The 17,343-nt window shown below is 37.4% G+C and carries 18 protein-coding genes and 1 pseudogene; all 19 read left to right on the forward strand.

What is annotated here, in order from left to right; all coding sequences use genetic code 11:
• Positions 1-192 precede the first annotated feature (192 nt).
• Positions 193-363, forward strand: a pseudogene (locus tag JMM81_RS21750) (DegV family protein); the annotation flags it as partial.
• A 289-nt stretch (positions 364-652) separates the two neighbouring features.
• Entirely contained in the window at positions 653-2,266 is a 1,614-nt protein-coding gene (locus JMM81_RS21755) for a sensor histidine kinase (RefSeq protein ID WP_256243645.1), read from the forward strand.
• 112 nt (positions 2,267-2,378) lie between these two features.
• A complete protein-coding gene (locus tag JMM81_RS21760) occupies positions 2,379-3,032 on the forward strand; it encodes an SCO family protein (protein ID WP_256243646.1) in 654 nt (217 codons plus the stop codon).
• A gap of 164 nt (positions 3,033-3,196) precedes the next feature.
• Positions 3,197-4,036: an SGNH/GDSL hydrolase family protein gene (locus JMM81_RS21765; protein ID WP_256243647.1), complete on the forward strand. Its 840-nt coding sequence runs from the start codon at positions 3,197-3,199 to the stop codon at positions 4,034-4,036.
• Positions 4,033-4,620: a YpmS family protein gene (locus JMM81_RS21770; protein WP_256243648.1), complete on the forward strand. Its 588-nt coding sequence runs from the start codon at positions 4,033-4,035 to the stop codon at positions 4,618-4,620. Before JMM81_RS21765 ends, JMM81_RS21770 begins: the two co-directional genes overlap by 4 nt.
• 105 nt (positions 4,621-4,725) lie before the next feature.
• Complete coding sequence (gene msrA / locus JMM81_RS21775; RefSeq protein ID WP_256243649.1) at positions 4,726-5,271, forward strand: peptide-methionine (S)-S-oxide reductase MsrA; 546 nt, start codon at positions 4,726-4,728, stop codon at positions 5,269-5,271.
• Positions 5,261-5,692 (forward strand): peptide-methionine (R)-S-oxide reductase MsrB, encoded by a 432-nt coding sequence (msrB, locus tag JMM81_RS21780; RefSeq protein WP_256243650.1) that lies wholly within the window; start codon positions 5,261-5,263, stop codon positions 5,690-5,692. Before msrA ends, msrB begins: the two co-directional genes overlap by 11 nt.
• A gap of 211 nt (positions 5,693-5,903) precedes the next feature.
• A complete protein-coding gene (locus JMM81_RS21785; protein ID WP_256243651.1) occupies positions 5,904-6,071 on the forward strand; it encodes a YjcZ family sporulation protein in 168 nt (55 codons plus the stop codon).
• An 88-nt stretch (positions 6,072-6,159) separates the two neighbouring features.
• On the forward strand, positions 6,160-6,351 hold the full coding sequence (locus JMM81_RS21790) for a hypothetical protein (RefSeq protein ID WP_256243663.1): 192 nt from the start codon (positions 6,160-6,162) through the stop codon (positions 6,349-6,351).
• Between the two features lie 416 nt (positions 6,352-6,767).
• Positions 6,768-8,039, forward strand: coding sequence for an ammonium transporter (locus JMM81_RS21795; protein ID WP_256243653.1), 1,272 nt, complete (start codon positions 6,768-6,770; stop codon positions 8,037-8,039).
• Between the two features lie 216 nt (positions 8,040-8,255).
• Positions 8,256-9,233 (forward strand): DUF294 nucleotidyltransferase-like domain-containing protein, encoded by a 978-nt coding sequence (locus JMM81_RS21800; RefSeq protein ID WP_256243654.1) that lies wholly within the window; start codon positions 8,256-8,258, stop codon positions 9,231-9,233.
• Complete coding sequence (locus JMM81_RS21805) at positions 9,233-9,970, forward strand: exonuclease domain-containing protein (RefSeq protein ID WP_309143516.1); 738 nt, start codon at positions 9,233-9,235, stop codon at positions 9,968-9,970. The genes JMM81_RS21800 and JMM81_RS21805 overlap by 1 nt, the downstream gene beginning before the upstream one ends.
• A 194-nt stretch (positions 9,971-10,164) precedes the next feature.
• A complete protein-coding gene (locus JMM81_RS21810; protein WP_256243655.1) occupies positions 10,165-11,517 on the forward strand; it encodes an aspartate aminotransferase family protein in 1,353 nt (450 codons plus the stop codon).
• Positions 11,517-12,209: a CoA transferase subunit A gene (locus tag JMM81_RS21815; protein WP_256243656.1), complete on the forward strand. Its 693-nt coding sequence runs from the start codon at positions 11,517-11,519 to the stop codon at positions 12,207-12,209. The genes JMM81_RS21810 and JMM81_RS21815 overlap by 1 nt, the downstream gene beginning before the upstream one ends.
• Positions 12,194-12,862, forward strand: a complete 669-nt coding sequence (locus JMM81_RS21820; RefSeq protein WP_256243657.1) for a 3-oxoacid CoA-transferase subunit B — start codon at positions 12,194-12,196, stop codon at positions 12,860-12,862. Before JMM81_RS21815 ends, JMM81_RS21820 begins: the two co-directional genes overlap by 16 nt.
• A gap of 82 nt (positions 12,863-12,944) precedes the next feature.
• Positions 12,945-14,213 carry a peptidase gene (locus tag JMM81_RS21825; protein WP_256243658.1) on the forward strand — a complete coding sequence of 423 codons (1,269 nt, stop codon included), beginning with the start codon at positions 12,945-12,947 and terminating at the stop codon, positions 14,211-14,213.
• 212 nt (positions 14,214-14,425) lie between these two features.
• Complete coding sequence (ablB, locus tag JMM81_RS21830) at positions 14,426-15,289, forward strand: putative beta-lysine N-acetyltransferase (protein ID WP_256243659.1); 864 nt, start codon at positions 14,426-14,428, stop codon at positions 15,287-15,289.
• A 270-nt stretch (positions 15,290-15,559) separates the two neighbouring features.
• Complete coding sequence (gene kamA / locus JMM81_RS21835; RefSeq protein WP_256243660.1) at positions 15,560-16,972, forward strand: lysine 2,3-aminomutase; 1,413 nt, start codon at positions 15,560-15,562, stop codon at positions 16,970-16,972.
• A gap of 2 nt (positions 16,973-16,974) precedes the next feature.
• Positions 16,975-17,250, forward strand: a complete 276-nt coding sequence (locus JMM81_RS21840; protein WP_256243661.1) for a YokU family protein — start codon at positions 16,975-16,977, stop codon at positions 17,248-17,250.
• The last annotated feature ends 93 nt before the right edge of the window (positions 17,251-17,343 follow it).

Consider the following 17,343-nt stretch of genomic DNA (forward strand, 5'->3'; position numbering starts at 1 on the left):
ACTTTTATTGTATCAGTTAACATTAAAAACTACAACAAATGGATATGAAAAAGATAGTGATATTTTCAAATGCTTGAAGTACCACAAATCTTACGGTTTTTAGTGGTACTCCACATTTGACCTCACTATCATCCCATCCCTAAAGGGGGTGCTGTCGCACCATAATGGGCTTTCTCGTTCGGAAAATCTGTAATAAAAGGGGTTGGTCTTGTCCATGCGGATGGAAATGAACTCGCATTGAAAATTAAAGAAGTGGTTAAAGAACGAACGGGTTACGAATCAATTAAAATTGAAGAAACAACACCTATTATAAGTACTCATACAGGTATAGGTGCTATTGGATTTATGTATTATTTTGAATAAATACAAGGGAGAAACCACTTGGAAACTTTAGGTGGTTTTTTGTTTTTTAATTCTAAAGCTTGAGAATTAAAAAACAATAGAGTAATAGTTTCTCAACAATAAAATGTAGTTTTCTTAAAATAAATCAATAGTAATAATTTTAAAAAAGGACCCTTTTTAAGAAGGGTTTACATCAAAGATTGTCGAAGAAGGTAAAAGTGTTTAAAAAATATTAACAATGGATTGGTTATGGCTTGTTTCTATAAGCCACTTATTTATAGAGATTTGTAAAGGAATTGGGGATTGGTTTATGACAGGCTATTTCAAAAATATACCTCTGTTTAAGAAGATTTTACTTTTATCATTTTTAATTACGTTTATGATTATAACTATTACAGTGATATTTAGCTATTATTTGCAGTCTAAGCAAATGAAAGATCTTCTGTCAGACCATGCACTAGATACAGCTGCCATATGGGCTACAACGATCAATTATGAAGATGTAGAATCTGTAATAGATACAAAAAATGAAAGTGACCCTCATTTATCTAATCTAAAAACAAGTCTGTCTATTTTAAATGAAAAAAACACGATTCATTTAAATAGCTTTATTGTTGAAGGCAAGCAGATGGATGAAGGTGAAATCTTCATGGTTGCGTCTGATCAAACAGAGCCCACTAAAGAGTGGCTTTCTTTATCTAGTTATAAGAAAAACGAAGAATGGATGAAAGGTTTCCATGAAGCTTTACATTCCAAACAATTGGCACATAGTGAGGTATACCATGATTCTAATGGTACTTGGATTACGGCATTTTCTCCTATACAAAATGACAAAGGTGAAATGATCGCATTGTTTGGAGTTGATATTCATGCTGATTCTATCGTAGCAGTTCAAAAGAAATATGCATTCATTTTAGTTTCATTATTTCTGATCATAGCGCCTTGTATTTACTACATTGTAAACAAAGGTCTAATCAGGATTATGGAGCCTGTAAATGAATTAATTAATGGGTTTGATGAAGTAAGTAAAGGAAACTTTGATGTGAGTTTAAATGTGCAGGATCATTCAGAACTTAGATTGTTATGTGATCGGTTTAATTTAATGACCCAACAGTTGTCTATTCTTATTGAAAAGCTAAAAAACACTTCCGAAAAGTTGAGTTCACAGCCTCAAAATATCATGTTGAATAATTTAGAAGAAGTGTTTGATGAAGTGGATAATATGATAGAGAAATCGAAATTATTCCGCGAGCTGCAGAGGGCAGAGAAAATGAATGCGATTGGGCAGCTTGCAGCATCTGTTGCACATGAGATTCGAAATCCTATGACGGTTGTAAAGGGATTCTTACAAATTTTCCTTGCGAAGGAACAGATGAGTGAAGAAGAGCGGATGTATATACGGTTGATGATTGAGGAAATGGATCGTGCGGAGATCATTATTAATGACTATCTTTCATTGGCAAAGCCTGATATGGAGCAGACAGAAAGTATTGCAGGAAGAGAATTAGCAGAAAAAGCAATGGATTTAATGAATTCATATGCTATGATGTCAAAAAATATTGCGATGGAAACACCTGTTTTAGAGGAAGTTGCAATCAAAGGAAATAAAAGCGAACTTCAGCAAGTGCTAATTAATATGTTAAAGAATGGGATTGAGGCAATGAAAGATGGGGGACAATTGCATTTTAGCCTTTATCAAAAGGGGAAGTATGGTGTTTTTGAAATAAGTGATACGGGGATCGGAATGACGGAAGAAGAGATGAAACGGCTCGGTACAGCTTTTTATTCTTTAAAAGAAAAGGGAACGGGTATGGGGTTAGCTGTCTGTTATCAGATTATTGAAAGAATGAAAGGAAGAATTGAGGTAACCAGTGAAAAGGGTATTGGGACCACCTTTAAGATTTATGTTCCACGTTGGGAATAAATTCTATAGGTTGAATGATTTGATTGTGAGTAAGTAATCCTTTTTCTTTCTTCTTGTATTAAATTTTGCTACAATAATGATAATTACGAATTGTGCAAATGGAGGTAACAGTGTGAATTTTCGAGTGTTTTTATTGTTCATGGTTATGATTCTTTTTCTATCTGCTTGTGGGGTAAATGAAATTAAAAACCCCGATAATTTGCAGGTAACGGACTTTACGCATGCAGATCAAAAGGAAGAGGCATCCGGGGTAAACGGAATTAAAAATCCTCATAATTGGCAGGTACCGGACTTCACGCATACAGATCAAAACGGAGAACCGTTTGGGTTAAGGGATTTAGAGGGAAAGGTGTGGGTTGCTAATTTTATCTTTACGAATTGTGAGGATGTATGCCTACCGATGACGGCAAATATGAAAACATTACAAGATGAAGTAAAAAAAGCAGGGATAGAAAATATTCAGTTTGTCTCTTTTAGTGTGGACCCTGCCGTTGATACACCCGAAGTATTAACTGATTTCGCTGAAAAGTTTAGTGTGGACTTCAGTAATTGGCATTTTCTTACAGGTTATACACCAGAATATATAGCGGATTTTGCTATGGAAGTATTTACAACGGTGGCGATAAAACCAGAAGCAGGAGATCAGGTGCTACATGGGACAAGTTTTTATTTAATCGATAAGGAAGGAAAGGTCATGAAGGATTATACGGGATTGGTTGATATTCCGATGGATGAACTGATTGAAGATATTAAGAGTTTACAATAGGCCATGAAGGTCTATTTTTTTGTTTTTTTAGGATTTATTAATTGAAAATACCTTTCTGTTTCAAAATATAATAAAAGCAGGGAAAGCTAATCTATTTCATATTATTATAGTTGAATCCTACTGGCGTGTTATAATGAAAGTACTTCAAGAAGGCGGGTGATAGGATGAAAAAAATATTCATCTTTCTGTTTCTTGCCATACTCTTATTGATATCATGTATTGGGTTGTACTTGATAATAAAGGGAGAAAATCATTCTGAAAAGGCAACAAGTTTAACTTTGAAAGAACCGGCACCGGTAACGCTTACTCCACAGGATTTGACGATTGTAGCGGCAGGTGATTCATTAACGGAAGGGGTTGGAGACACAACACAAAATGGTGGCTATCTCCCTTATTTACAAATATTGCTAGAAGATCAAAAAGACATTAATCAAACAACCTTTTATAATTTTGGTGTCAAAGGGAATCGCTCAGATCAACTGTTAAAGAAAGTGCAAACAGATGAGGTAAAAACAGCGATTCGTGATGCAGATATGGTCATTGTAACAATTGGTGGAAACGATATGATGAAAGTTGTTCGTGAAAATATTGCAAGCCTAGAGAAAACAGATTTTGACGAACAAAAGAAGCTATTCGAACGCAATTTAAACTTAACGATAGATATCATTAAGCAGGAAAATGAAACAGGGCATATTGTCCTTGTAGGTTTATATAACCCATTTCATAAATGGTTTCCTGAAATTAAAGAGATGAATGAAATAGTGAATGAATGGAATGAAGCAAGTCAAGCAATCCTATCGCAATATTCCAATACGTATTTTGTTGATATTATAAATGTATTTGAAAACGAGGAAGAAGAATTATTATACACCGATTATTTTCATCCAAATAATAGAGGGTATGAATTAATTGCAGAAGAAGTATTTGAGGAACTATCTGAAGATGCGATTGACCGCCTTGTAGAACAAAAATGGATTGTCCAAAAACAGGAGGAAGCCGATTGAAGAAACATCATTGGAAAAGATTATTTTTTCTTCTCTTAGGAATCAATACAGCCGTTTTATTATTTTTGTTTGTTTTTTTGGCTATCATGCTAAAGAGTCCAAGTGAAGAAACAAAAATTCCAAAGCAAAATACGGTTCAGAACGATGTGTTCTTTCAAATAAAAACAAACAAACAAGATCTTAATCGTGTGATTGACCATTATTTAGAAGAGGAATTTTCTGTGGGATTTGATTATGAAGTACTTTTGACAGATGAAGTGGAATTGTATGGCACCTTACCTGTTTTCAGCAGCAATGTAGATGTGAAATTGACTTTTGAACCATACGCCCTTGAAAATGGTGATTTAGAATTGCGCCAGAAAAATATTTCCGTTGGGCAATGGAACCTGCCAGTTCCAATTGTGTTGAAACTTGTTCAGAACAACTATTCACTTCCAGAATGGGTAACGATCCAGCCGAATGAAGAAAAAGTATATGTGTCACTACAAGATTTGAAATTGAAAAGTGATTCAAAGGTTAGGGTGGATGAATTTAATTTAAAAAATGATCAGATTATATTTTCTTTACAACTACCAATGGATTAAAGGGCATTTAGTTGAATAATCATTTTTTTGAAACAGTCTATCGAATTCTAAGTATGAACAGGTAGAAAAGAGAAAAATAGGATCTATAAAGGGGCGTGTTTTTTTATGCTAGAAACCAATTATGAATTAGCGACTTTTGCCGGCGGGTGTTTTTGGTGTATGGTTAAACCATTTGATGAACAACCAGGTATCATCAAAATTGTATCTGGCTATACAGGGGGAACAAAGGAAAATCCGACCTATCAAGAAGTGTGTTCTGAGATGACTGGTCATTACGAAGCCGTGCAAATTACGTTTGATCCAACAGTGTTTACCTATGAACGATTGCTTTCGGTTTATTGGCAGCAGATTGATCCGACAGATGCAGGGGGTCAGTTTTATGATCGTGGTCAATCGTATCAAACAGCTATTTTTTATCATAATGAAAAACAAAGGTTGGCTGCTGAGGAGTCCAAGAAACAATTAGAAATGAGTGGGAAATTTTCAAAGCCGATTGCAACGGCGATTCTTCCTGCGAAGCCATTTTATTCTGCGGAAGATTATCATCAGCATTATTACAAGAAAAACCCGGATCATTATGGACGATATCAACTCGGTTCAGGAAGAAAAGCCTTTATCGAACAACATTGGGGGAATAATTATGGTGAATAAGGATGATTTACAAAAAAAATTAACACCGATTCAATACGAAGTTACGCAAAATAGCGGGACAGAGCCGCCATTTCGGAATGAATATTGGGACGACTTTCGTGAAGGAATCTATGTAGATATTGTATCGGGCAAACCGTTATTTAGCTCTAAGGATAAGTTTGATGCTGGTTGTGGTTGGCCAAGTTTTATAAAGCCATTAACAGAGGAAGAAATGGTTGAAAAAAGTGATCGTAGTCATTTTATGGTTCGAACAGAGGTAAGAAGTAAAAGTGCTGACTCACATCTGGGCCATGTATTTAATGATGGCCCAGCACCAACGGGTTTGCGCTATTGTATCAATTCAGCTTCACTTAAATTTATTCCAAAAGAAAAACTTGAAGAAGCGGGCTTTGCGGAGTATGTTAAGCTTTTTGAAGAATAGAAACATGAAAAAGGAGTGACGCCTATTTGTCGCTCCTTTTTCATGTTTCGAAGTTAAATATAATTGGCAATCAATTCTTTTATCCAATGTAATGCGGTAAAAGTTGTTTATAAATAGTCTACTGTATGATAGGCGGATACACAGTCAGGTCAAGCACCTAGTGAATAGGTTATTAAAGAGAATGACCTAGATTATAAAGGAGTGATTGGGAATGCATTACGGAGATACTTGTGGATTTGACCCATGCTATCAAGGATATGGTTATGGTTACCCAACAGCAGTAGGGGGCGTTGGAGTAGGACGGCAAAATTGGTTTGCCCTCATTGTTGTGTTGTTTATTTTATTAATTATTATTGGTGCAAGCTGCTACGGAAAATAAAAGAAGATTCTCCCGTTTATAACTGTCCAAGTCGGGCAGTTATTTATTTATTTGTTCATAAAACGAATATTTAACAGATAAGATTGATGTGTCCTATAAAACGGAAGTGGAAGGTTTAGTAACAGAACGAAATGAGAATGGTTTGCGTGCGGAGGGCGTCCAATTGAAATCAGGTATAACCCGTGGTTTGGCTCAAGTTGGGGCATGTGGTGTATGGGTTGCTCGAGATATTATTGAAAAAGCAAAAGGGTCTATTAAAAAAGCATCATTAATAGTATAAGAAAATCGTTTATGATATTGCATAAGCCAAAAGGACTATCCTATTTAGGTCGGTCTTTTTTTATCTGAAAATTAATATCATTAAAAAAAGTCTATGAAAAAAGTAACCTTTTTGACTGTAGCAAAAAGGTATAAAGGTATAGAAAGATAATGACAAGGGATTTCTAATGGAGCGTTACAATTCCGGGGATCTAAAATTAATAAAGAAAATAATGAAAAGTGATAAAAACCTTTTAAGGAGATAAATAGTGATCTTGTAGTAAATTTATCTATGTCACTTTTCCTTACATTTACTTTTCAGAAAGTATTGACAAGAGGAGATGATTCAAATAGAATAAGAGATATCAAATATATGTTATATAACCTAACATTATAAAGTTATTTTATATAACTTAAATAAAAAAGGGGAGAATGAATATGGATCCAATATTTTTAATGAATAGTCTTTGGGTTATGTTTGGTGCAATTTTAGTTATTTTTATGATTGGTGGATTTATATTACTCGAAGCTGGTTCAACTAGAATGAAAAATGCGGGGCATATTGCTGGTAAGACTATTTTCACATTCGGTCTTGCTTCATTAGTTTACTGGGCATTTGGTTATGGATTTACTTTCGGTGATAACGCGAATTTCTTTGTTGGGATGACTGATTTCTTTTACTCAGGAGAGCAAATTGAAGGCGAGAGTCTTTCAACAGCTGCATTCTTTGTTTTCCAATTAGCTTTTGCAGGAATTGCAGTTACGATTGCATTAGGAGGATTTGCTGAACGAGCTAAATTTCCAGTATATGTTATTTTTACGATCTTATTCGGAATTATTGTTTATCCGGTTGTAGCTCACTGGATTTGGGGCGGTGGTTGGTTAGCAGATCATGGGAAACAAGACTTTGCAGGTTCAACCGTTGTTCACTTAACAGGTGCTATGGCAGCTTTAGCGGCAACAATTTTATTGAAACCGAGAATCGGGAAATTTAATCAAGATGGTTCATCGAACAATCTTGCAGGACATAATCAAGTGTATACAGCTTTAGGTGTATTAATCTTATGGGTTGGTTGGTTTGGATTTAACGCAGGTAGTACAGTTGCAGTTGATGATGCTTTCTTTGGGTTTGTTGCTTTAAATACAACTCTTGCAGCAGCGGCGGGTGCAGTTGCAGCTACATTAATTTCTTGGATGGTACTAGGGAAATCAGATATTCCAACTATATTAAACGGTGCATTAGCAGGGCTTGTTGCGATCACAGCATCATGTGCGTTCGTTGATACATGGGCGTCTGTTGTCATCGGTTTTATTGCAGGAATTCTTGTATTCTATAGTGTAAGATTTTTTGAAAAGAAAAGAATTGATGATCCGATCTATGCTTTATCTGTCCATGGGGCAGCAGGGGTATGGGGAACCTTATCAACAGGTTTCTTTGCTACACCAGAACTTGCAGCTTCAGTTGGCGGTCAAGCAGGATTATTCTACGGTGGTGGATTTGGACAATTGGGTGTACAATTGATGGGAGTCATTGCATGTGGTGCCTTCGCATTCATCGTATCTTTCATTATTCTAGCTGTCCTAAAGAAAGTTATGAATGGAATACGTGTAACAGAAGAAGAAGAAATTATGGGATTGGATATGAGTGAGCACGGAAGCTATGGATATCCAGAACAATTTTCTGCAAGCGAAACAAAGTTAAATTCATAAGCAAAGGCCTCTCTAAAGGAGGCTTTTGTTTTTTCATTAATATCAGAATTTATATCTTTTCTGAACATAGAGAACGGTCTAGCGCAAGCGACCTACCCCTCTCGAGGTCACAAGTCAGTCCTCCCAAAAAAGGTAAAGAACACCTTTCCATGAGACTCATCTTGTGCTTGTCGGGGGTGGGCAAGGCGCTTGCGCTTTTCTTATTAAGGAAGTGTTATGGTGTCAAATGAGTTTAATTCTTATGATTCGATAAGAGAATGGAAGGAACAACATATTTCTGAATATCTAGTCGATACTTTTTCATTGAATCAATTTCATGATGCTGTTATGGATAAAGTGTTTGAACTCTCCATTATCCGATTAAATAAAGGGGTTCCCCCTTGCCGTTATTGTTGGTTTATTACGGGGAGTGGAGGCAGATTTGAACAAGGCCTCATTAGTGATCAAGATCATGGAATAATCTTTGAAATACCAAATAAGGAAAACGAAAGATATTTTTTAGAACTGGGTAAGGAAATTTCATATGGATTAGAGGTGGTTGGATATCCATATTGTCACGGAAATATCATGAGTTCAAACCCTCTTTGGTGTAAGTCAATCGATGGATGGAAGGGACAACTGCTTGCATGGATGGAAAAGAGAAGCTTAGAGTCTATCCGGAATTTACAGATCTTTTATGATGCTAGATGTTTAAAGGGGGCAGATGATTATGTAAAGTCACTAAAGTCCTTTATATATGATTTCCAACAAGAACACCCAGTTCTTATTAAGCGTTTAATGGAAAGTGTAATGTATGTGAAAAATTCAATAGGTCCTATTGGTCAATTTATTGTAGAAGAACATGGAAAACATCGAGGCTCGATTAATCTCAAATATTCTGCCTTTATTCCGTATGTCAATGCGATTCGGATCTTAGCTATAAAGGAAGGATTAAGTGAGACGTCTACTCTCGATCGACTCAAAATCTTGTCACAAGTAAAGGGATATAGTAAAGTGTTGAAAATGTGTACAGCTAATTTTTATATTTTATTAGGTTACCGTCTTTTATTAGAAAAAGTTAACTCTTACGAAGACACACATTTTTTAAAAGTAAAAAACTTAAATAGGTCGGAGAAAAGAGAGTTGAAGAGAATTCTTAAAGAGGGGAAAAGGCTTCATCAATTTGTTACGAAACTCATTGAAACAGGGTGTTAATGATGGCATTTGAACCATTTTTTCAGTTTATGAGAGGGATTCAAGGAAAATTAAATAATGGTGGACTTGGGAATGCGCACGGGGGGCAAGATGCGAAACAAATCGCTTATGTCAGACAATTGCAGAAAGAAATGAAGCAGGATGGAGCCCTACATGTTCCGTTACAACAATTGGATGTAGTGGTGTTTGATATAGAAACAACCGGTTTTTTTCCTGAGCAAGGTCATGAAATTATCTCCATTGGAGCGATTAAATTAATTGGAGGAAAAAAGCTAGCTGAGCAGTCGTTCTATTCCCTCGTTCGTTATGAAAAGGAGCTCCCATCGACTATTGTGAATTTAACAGGGATCACAAATGAGCAATTGAAAGATGCACCACCTCTTTCGGATGTTCTGATCCAATTTTTTGGTTTTGTCCAAAATTCCACACTTGTAGCACACCACGCTAATCATGAAAAAAGTTTTTTGCAAAGTGCTAACTGGAAGCTTTTTCGCACTCCATTTAAGTATCGTATTGTTGATACTTCTTTCCTCTATCGAATTGCAGAACCTGATGTAAAATTTATTAGATTAGAAGAATTTTGTGAGCATCATAACATCTCAATTGTAGACCGCCATCATGCACTAGGAGATGCTAAGTTAACCGCTGAACTGTGGAGTATCTATATCCAGAAGGTTCAAGAATTAGGCTGTTTAACGCTGCATGATGTCTATGAACGAATAGTTAGAATAAAGTAGAAGTCCTATCCCATCATAGATAGGACTATTGTTGTTTCTAATTTTGGGTACCTGAAAAAAAGGGATGAATACACTTTCTTTTTTTACTAATGAAAGAATATAAGAAAGATTCCTCCTTTTTATACATATACTTAATTAATGATCTAGATTGTGTGAGTAAATGTTTTCTATAGATGAAAACATGGGGTGAGAGGATGAAGCGATCGTATTTAATTAAACCAATGTTGGATGAGGATTATCCGATTATCGATTATGGGAAAGGTGTTTATTTATATGATGTAGAAGGAAAGGAGTATTTGGATGCATCTTCTGGAGCTGTGACAGCTAATATTGGTCATGGTGTTAAAGACATTATAGAAGCGATGAAAAAGCAGGCTGACAAAGTTTCATTCGTTTATCGATCCCAGTTTACAAGCGAACCAGCGGAACAGTTAGCAGAAAGTATCGCCAAGCTTGCTGGCGGAGACTTAAACTGGAGTTTCTTTGTTAATAGTGGGTCTGAAGCAACAGAAACGGCGATGAAAGTCGCCATTCAACACTGGCAGGAAAAAGGTATAAAGACGAAAAACAAAATTTTATCGCGTTGGGTTAGCTATCATGGGATTACGCTCGGCGCTTTATCGATGTCGGGTCACGCTAGTAGAAGAGCACGCTTTGTTCCACTCCTTGAAGATTTTCCTACTATCCATCCTCCCTATTGCTATCGCTGTCCATATAACAAAAAGGCCCCTGAATGTGATTATCTGTGTGCCAAAGAATTGGAAACTGCCATCCAAAGAATCGGGGCAGAACATATTGCTGCTTTTATTGCAGAACCGGTGATAGGGGCTGCGGGTGCGGCGATTACACCGCCACCAGACTATTATAAAAAGATAGTAGATATTTGTATGCGTCATAATATTTTATTTATTGCAGATGAGGTCATGACGGGTTTCGGACGGACGGGAAAGATGCTTAGCTGTGAGCATTGGGATGTGATCCCAGATATCGTTGCCCTTGGAAAAGGAATGGGTGCCGGCTATGCACCCATTGCCGCAACACTTGTCAGTGACCGTGTGATGGAGTCGATTCTAAATGGTTCCAAGATCGTTATGAGTGGACACACCTTAAGTGCAAATCCGCAAAGCTGTGCAGTTTCCCTTGCTGTTATCCAGTATTTGGAACAAAATAATATTATGAAAGATGTCCTAGTGAAAAGTCGGTATCTATTTAGTGGGCTTCGACAGTTACAGCAACAGTTTCCCTTTATAGGGGATGTACGGGGTCAGGGCTTATTAATCGGGATTGAATTTGTCAAAAATCAAAACACGAAAGAACCGTTTCTGCGAATAGAAGCCTTTACACAAAAGATCATTAAAGCAGCGGCGAAAAATGGATTACTTTTATATCCTGCAGGGGCTGGAATAGATGGAATAAATGGAGATTCGATTATTATTTCACCTCCACTAACTATTTCTATAGAAGAAATCGATCGATTATTGATAAAACTCGCGAAAACTTTTCAAGAAATAAATGAAATCAGTCATAAAGGAGGTTCAGCCAACTGATGGATAACCCTTTTGGAAAAATAAAGACCGTCGATCAAGTCATGGAGAATTTGCAAAATAGGATGACGGTCATGTTTGGGGGGTTTGGAGGGGTAGGATCACCACCGACCATCATTGACGCCATGATTAAAAAAGGTTTACGTGAGTTAACGTTAATTGGAAATGACGCTGGGTTTCCGCATATTGGGATTGGGAAGCTGGTTAATGAGGGAAGGGTAAATAGGCTAATTGTCTCTCATATTGGGTCAAATCCAATTGCTGGAAAATTAATGATGGATGGCAAGATTTTTGTTGAATTTTCTCCACAAGGAACGTTAGTTGAGCGTATTCGGGCAGGTGGAGTAGGAATTGCGGCCATTCTAACAGATGTTGGAATGGATAATAGAATGGTGGCAGAAAATAAGCAAACTTGTATGATAGAGGGGAAAACATATTTAGTTGAAACAGCACTGACAGCAGATGTGTCGATTGTCTATGCGAAAAAAGCAGATCCTTATGGTAACTTATTATTTGATAAAAGTGCTCGGAATACAAATCCACTTGTGGCAATGGCAGGTGATGTAACGATTGCAGAGGTAGAGGAAATAGTACCACTTGGAAACCTGCATCCGGATGAAATTATCACTTCGGGTGTATTTGTAGATTTTTTGGTTCAGTCTGGGGGGGTGAACTGGAAATGGGTATGGGAATAAAAGTTCGAAATCAGATTGCTAAAAGGGCTGCTTCAGAAATCAAAACAGGCATGGTCGTGAATTTAGGTATTGGAATCCCCTCTCTCGTTCTGAATCATCTTGAAAAGAATATTCAAGTGATGTTTCATGCGGAGAATGGGATTGTTGGAATGGGTCCTAGTCCTAGGATAGGTGAAGAAGATGAAAATATATGTAATGCTGGTGGATTTCCTGTTACGGTCGTGGAAGGAGCTTCGTATTGCGATAGTGCTGTAGCTTTTGGTATGATTCGTCGGGGAAGAGTTGATATAACCATTCTAGGTGCTTTACAAGTTAGTGAAAAAGGAGATCTTGCCAATTGGATTGTACCAGGGAAAAAAGTGCCGGGTATGGGAGGAGCTATGGAGTTGGCCCAAAAGGCTCGAAAAGTGATCGTTCTTATGAGTCATACGGATCAAAAAGGAAGAGAAAAAATTTTACAAAACTGTACATTGCCTCTAACTTCAGCTCGTTGTGTCGATATGATCATCACTGAAATGGCTGTTTTTCAAGTTGAAACGAAAGGGCTTGTTCTCTATGAATATAGTGAAGGTTTCACGATTGATGAGATTAGAAGAGTGACAGGTTGTTCATTTACGCTTCATGAAGGTGTGAAAATGATTCGCATGAAATAAAAAGAACGAGGGGGATAATCGTTAATTTGGGAGTACAAGAAATTATGACTATTTCTTCATACAGGGTGAAGGGGGAAAGCCGATGGAGAAGATAGAGGATAGAATCAAAATATGGTTATCTCATAATCGGGTAAAAGGGATCAAGCTTTTACAACGGCTTGTTCAGGAACGGAGTGTACGCGGAGATGAAAGTAAGTCACAGGCGATTATCGTTGAAAAATTACGCGAAATCGGTCTGAAACTTGATATTTGGGAAATTGGTGGCACAGAACTGATAAACCACTCGTTTTTTTGTAGTGATCGGAAAGATTTTCGGGGAAACCCAAATGTTGTGGGGATTTGGAAGGGAGCAGGTGGAGGAAGATCCATCATTTTAAATGGTCATATTGATGTAGTTCCTGAAGGGGATTTAGATGAATGGGAGCATGATCCATATAGTGGTTTGGTTCAAGATGGACGGCTTTATGGACGCGGGTCAACTGATATGAAGGGTGGAACAGTTGCCCTCCTTTTGGCCATTGAAGCTATTAAAAGTAGTGGCATAACGCTTAAAGGTGATGTCATTTTTCAAAGTGTAATCGAAGAAGAGAGTGGTGGAGCTGGAACGCTTGCGGCTGTTTTACGAGGGTACAAAGCAGATGGGGCTATCATTCCTGAGCCAACAAATATGAAGTTGTTTCCGAAGCAACAAGGATCGATGTGGTTTCGCATTAAAGTAAAAGGTCGCTCTGCACATGGAGGTACAAGGTATGAAGGAGTGAGTGCTATTGAAAAAATGATGCTCTTGATTAGTCAACTACAATTATTAGAACAAGAACGTAATCAGCGTGTGACAGATCCATTGTATGCAGGAATTCCGATCCCTATTCCGATTAATATTGGAGTAATCCATAGCGGCCAATGGCCCTCCTCTGTTCCTGATATAGCTGTGATCGAGGGACGAATGGGAGTCGCGCCAGATGAAACATTGGAGGCTGCAAAAAACGAAATGAATGTTTATTTAGCTAGATTAGGAGAGAAGGATCATTGGTTTAAGGAATATCCGCCTACGATCGAATGGTTTGGTGGAACTTGGTTACCAGGAAACTTGGATAATAAGCACTCGTTAATTGAAAGTGTTTCCCATTCTTTTCAAAAGACAACAGGAAAGGAACCGATTATTGAAGCTTCACCATGGGGGACGGATGGAGGGATACTATCGACTATTGGAGACACGCCAGTAGTTGTCTTTGGTCCAGGGATTACGGAGGTTGCTCATGATACGAATGAGCATATTGTATTAGAAGATGTATTTGAGACAGCAGAAATTATTGCGAGCACACTTTTAGATTGGTGCGGTGTAGAAGCGTAAGAGAGGAGATCATCAGGGCATCAATATGCTGACAGCAATTATTGGTTTAAAAGCAAAAAAAGTCTTTATCGGAGAAAAAGGCGGATTTACAATTGGAAATCATTATATATCAATTTTTCGATTAAAATTGATATAAATAGGGTGCGTAAACATAAAAGGCTGACTCAGGAAGAAAGTGGGGCAGTCTTATTTTAATAGAGAGGGAGATGAACGTGAGTGAAGTTGAGCATGTTCAGAGGATAACAGGAGAACACTTTCAAATGGATCTTTTTATTGACCCTTATAATAAACGCTTACGTGTCGATGACTATCGAGGTGATGTTAGTCAGGTGGTTGAAAAAGTGGAGGAATTGGCGGTTCATCTAAAGTCTGAAAAAATGATTATTATAGGGAGAAGAGAACATTATACTAGTCTACTAGAAAAGGCTTTTCAATGCGAGGCAGTGGTTGATCATTTTTTTAATGGTTCTGATGCTTACTACTTTACGAAATTTTCCAGTATGGAAAGAAAACAGAATGCACATTGGATCATTGAGGATAGAACAATAAAGAGTGTGAGTAAATTAGCACGAAACCAAGCTAAAAAAGTCATTCCTACTGGTTATGAACTAAAAAAACTTTATAAAAAGGATGCAAAGCCTTTAGTACAGCTTTATCAAGAAGTGTTTCAAATTTATCCGACACCGCTTCATGATCCAGAGTATATTCGAGAAACGATGGAACGAGGAACAATCTACTATGGGTTTATTCATGAGGATAATATTGTCAGTGCAGCATCAGCAGAAGTGAACGATCGTTATCATAATGCAGAACTAACCGATTGTGCCACATTACTATCCTATCGCAAGTATGGATTAATGAAGCATGTTCTGGAAAAGTTAGCAGGAGAATTAAAGAAAAATAGGATCTATTGTGCGTATTCCATTGCGAGGGCACAATCGTTTGGGATGAATGCTGTTCTTCATCAACTTGGCTATGAATACCGGGGGAGATTGATGAATAACTGTTATATTTTTGACAAGCTTGAGAACATGAATATGTGGGTGAAGGATTTGTCCTATCTTAACGAGCAGTAAGCCCGCTATCTAAAGACTTGATGGGGAGGAATCAACTGTCCGTAAAGATCCAATAAGTGTAGTAAGAAATTTTTTAAGGTTTTATTTAAGCCCTTAGAAAACTCAATCAGGCTCTGCTTGGCTAATCATCAGTGGGGATAAAGAAAATCCCTACTGATGGAAGCCTTCTTTATCTAAAGTTTAATTTTTAGTACGTTATGAGTGGTTACCCATATGATATAGTGTCGAATGTGTGATTTAATTCTACTATATTTATGAGGAGGAAATTCCGTGAAGCCGTTTTTATATAAACCCGACCGTCATTGGAAGGATATCGAACTTTGGAAGGATGTAACAGATGAGCAATGGAATGACTGGATTTGGCAACTGACTAACACAATTCGAACACTTGATGATTTGAAAAAAGTGGTCCATTTGACTCCTGATGAAGAAGAAGGTGTCCGTATTTCTACTAAAACAATCCCATTAAATATTACCCCCTACTACGCTTCATTGATGAATCTAGATGATCCTCGCTGCCCGATCAGAATGCAATCTGTTCCAGTTTCAAACGAAATTTATAAAACCAAGTATGATTTGGAAGACCCTCTTTATGAAGATGAAGATTCACCTGTTCCAGGATTAACACACCGTTATCCGGATAGAGTCCTTTTTTTAGTAACGAATCAATGCTCCATGTATTGCCGCTATTGTACGCGACGCCGTTTTTCAGGTCAAATTGGCATGGGGGTTCCGAAAAAGCAATTGGATGCAGCCATCGACTATATCCGTTCAACCCCAATGGTTCGTGATGTTCTGATCTCTGGTGGTGACGGACTTCTTATTAATGATCAAATTCTAGAATATATTTTAAAAAAACTTCGTGTCGTTGACCATGTTGAAATCATCCGGATTGGCACAAGAGCACCTGTTGTATTCCCACAACGAATTACAGAAAACCTTTGTCAGATATTAAAGAAGTACCATCCTGTTTGGCTTAATACCCACTTTAATACCTCGATTGAAATTACGGAGGAATCGAAGAGAGCATGTGAAATGCTAGCAAATGCAGGTGTACCAGTCGGAAACCAATCGGTGATTTTGGCAGGAATTAATGACAGTGTTTCGATCATGAAAAAATTGATGCATGATCTTGTGAAAATTCGAGTACGGCCCTATTATATTTATCAATGTGATTTGTCTGAAGGAATCAGCCATTTCCGTGCGCCAGTTTCAAAAGGACTTGAAATCATTGAAGGATTGCGCGGTCATACAAGCGGATATGCTGTACCTACCTTCGTGATCGATAGCCCAGGTGGCGGTGGGAAAATTGCTCTTCAGCCCAATTATTTAATTTCGCAAAGTGCCGATAAGGTTGTCCTTAGAAATTTTGAAGGGGTCATCACTTCCTATCCAGAGCCTGAAAACTATGTTCCTGGCAAGGCGGAGGAATATTTTAAAGGGGTCTATCCTGATTACGAGAAATATAAATCTAATGTCGGCATAGCTGCCGTTATGAATGAAAGCCAATTCAATCTCGTCCCAGAAAAACTGCAACGCTTGGAAAGAAGGCATAAATATGAGGAAAATCCAGCACATACTTCCTTAAAGGATAAACGTGAAAAACGGGATGAGTTAAAGAACAAAAAATATGTGGCACAACAGAAAAAACAACATCAAGAAGATGCTGGAGAGGGGAAATAAACATGGGCTGCGAATGGTGTTCCTCTGAAAATATCAAGAAAAAAGCGGTTTCGGTCTTTTGGGAGTTACCTGATGGTACAAAAGCAATTGAAATTAGAGAGACTCCTTGTACGAGTTGTTATGACTGTGGAATGTCCTATCAAGAAGAAGAAATTATCGAGCAAATTGAAGAACAGCTTCTTTTAATCAACACTAAAGTTCTAGAAAACTCATTAACATTTGATGAATTAATGAGAAAACCGAGGTTGTTAAAAAGGAATTATTTTAAATTTGATTAAAGCGAAATTAAATAGAATAATGGATAATCTCTTATTGAACTTATGGGGGGCGAATGCAGAACAAGGTATTCGCCTTTCTTTGTTGAAGTAAAG

Origin of the sequence: Bacillus sp. V3B, from assembly GCF_024494465.1 — a bacterium.
GTDB lineage: Bacteria > Bacillota > Bacilli > Bacillales > Cytobacillaceae > Bacillus_BD.

Bases quoted from the DNA above. Each gene is read 5' to 3' on its own strand.
- JMM81_RS21755 (WP_256243645.1), top strand. From the start codon at position 653: ATGACAGGCTATTTCAAAAATATACCTCTGTTTAAGAAGATTTTACTT.
- JMM81_RS21765 (WP_256243647.1), top strand. From the start codon at position 3,197: ATGAAAAAAATATTCATCTTTCTGTTTCTTGCCATACTCTTATTGATA.
- msrA (WP_256243649.1), top strand. From the start codon at position 4,726: ATGCTAGAAACCAATTATGAATTAGCGACTTTTGCCGGCGGGTGTTTT.
- msrB (WP_256243650.1), top strand. From the start codon at position 5,261: ATGGTGAATAAGGATGATTTACAAAAAAAATTAACACCGATTCAATAC.
- JMM81_RS21785 (WP_256243651.1), top strand. From the start codon at position 5,904: ATGCATTACGGAGATACTTGTGGATTTGACCCATGCTATCAAGGATAT.
- JMM81_RS21795 (WP_256243653.1), top strand. From the start codon at position 6,768: ATGGATCCAATATTTTTAATGAATAGTCTTTGGGTTATGTTTGGTGCA.
- JMM81_RS21800 (WP_256243654.1), top strand. From the start codon at position 8,256: ATGGTGTCAAATGAGTTTAATTCTTATGATTCGATAAGAGAATGGAAG.
- JMM81_RS21805 (WP_309143516.1), top strand. From the start codon at position 9,233: ATGATGGCATTTGAACCATTTTTTCAGTTTATGAGAGGGATTCAAGGA.
- JMM81_RS21810 (WP_256243655.1), top strand. From the start codon at position 10,165: ATGAAGCGATCGTATTTAATTAAACCAATGTTGGATGAGGATTATCCG.
- JMM81_RS21815 (WP_256243656.1), top strand. From the start codon at position 11,517: ATGGATAACCCTTTTGGAAAAATAAAGACCGTCGATCAAGTCATGGAG.
- JMM81_RS21820 (WP_256243657.1), top strand. From the start codon at position 12,194: ATGGGTATGGGAATAAAAGTTCGAAATCAGATTGCTAAAAGGGCTGCT.
- JMM81_RS21825 (WP_256243658.1), top strand. From the start codon at position 12,945: ATGGAGAAGATAGAGGATAGAATCAAAATATGGTTATCTCATAATCGG.
- JMM81_RS21840 (WP_256243661.1), top strand. From the start codon at position 16,975: ATGGGCTGCGAATGGTGTTCCTCTGAAAATATCAAGAAAAAAGCGGTT.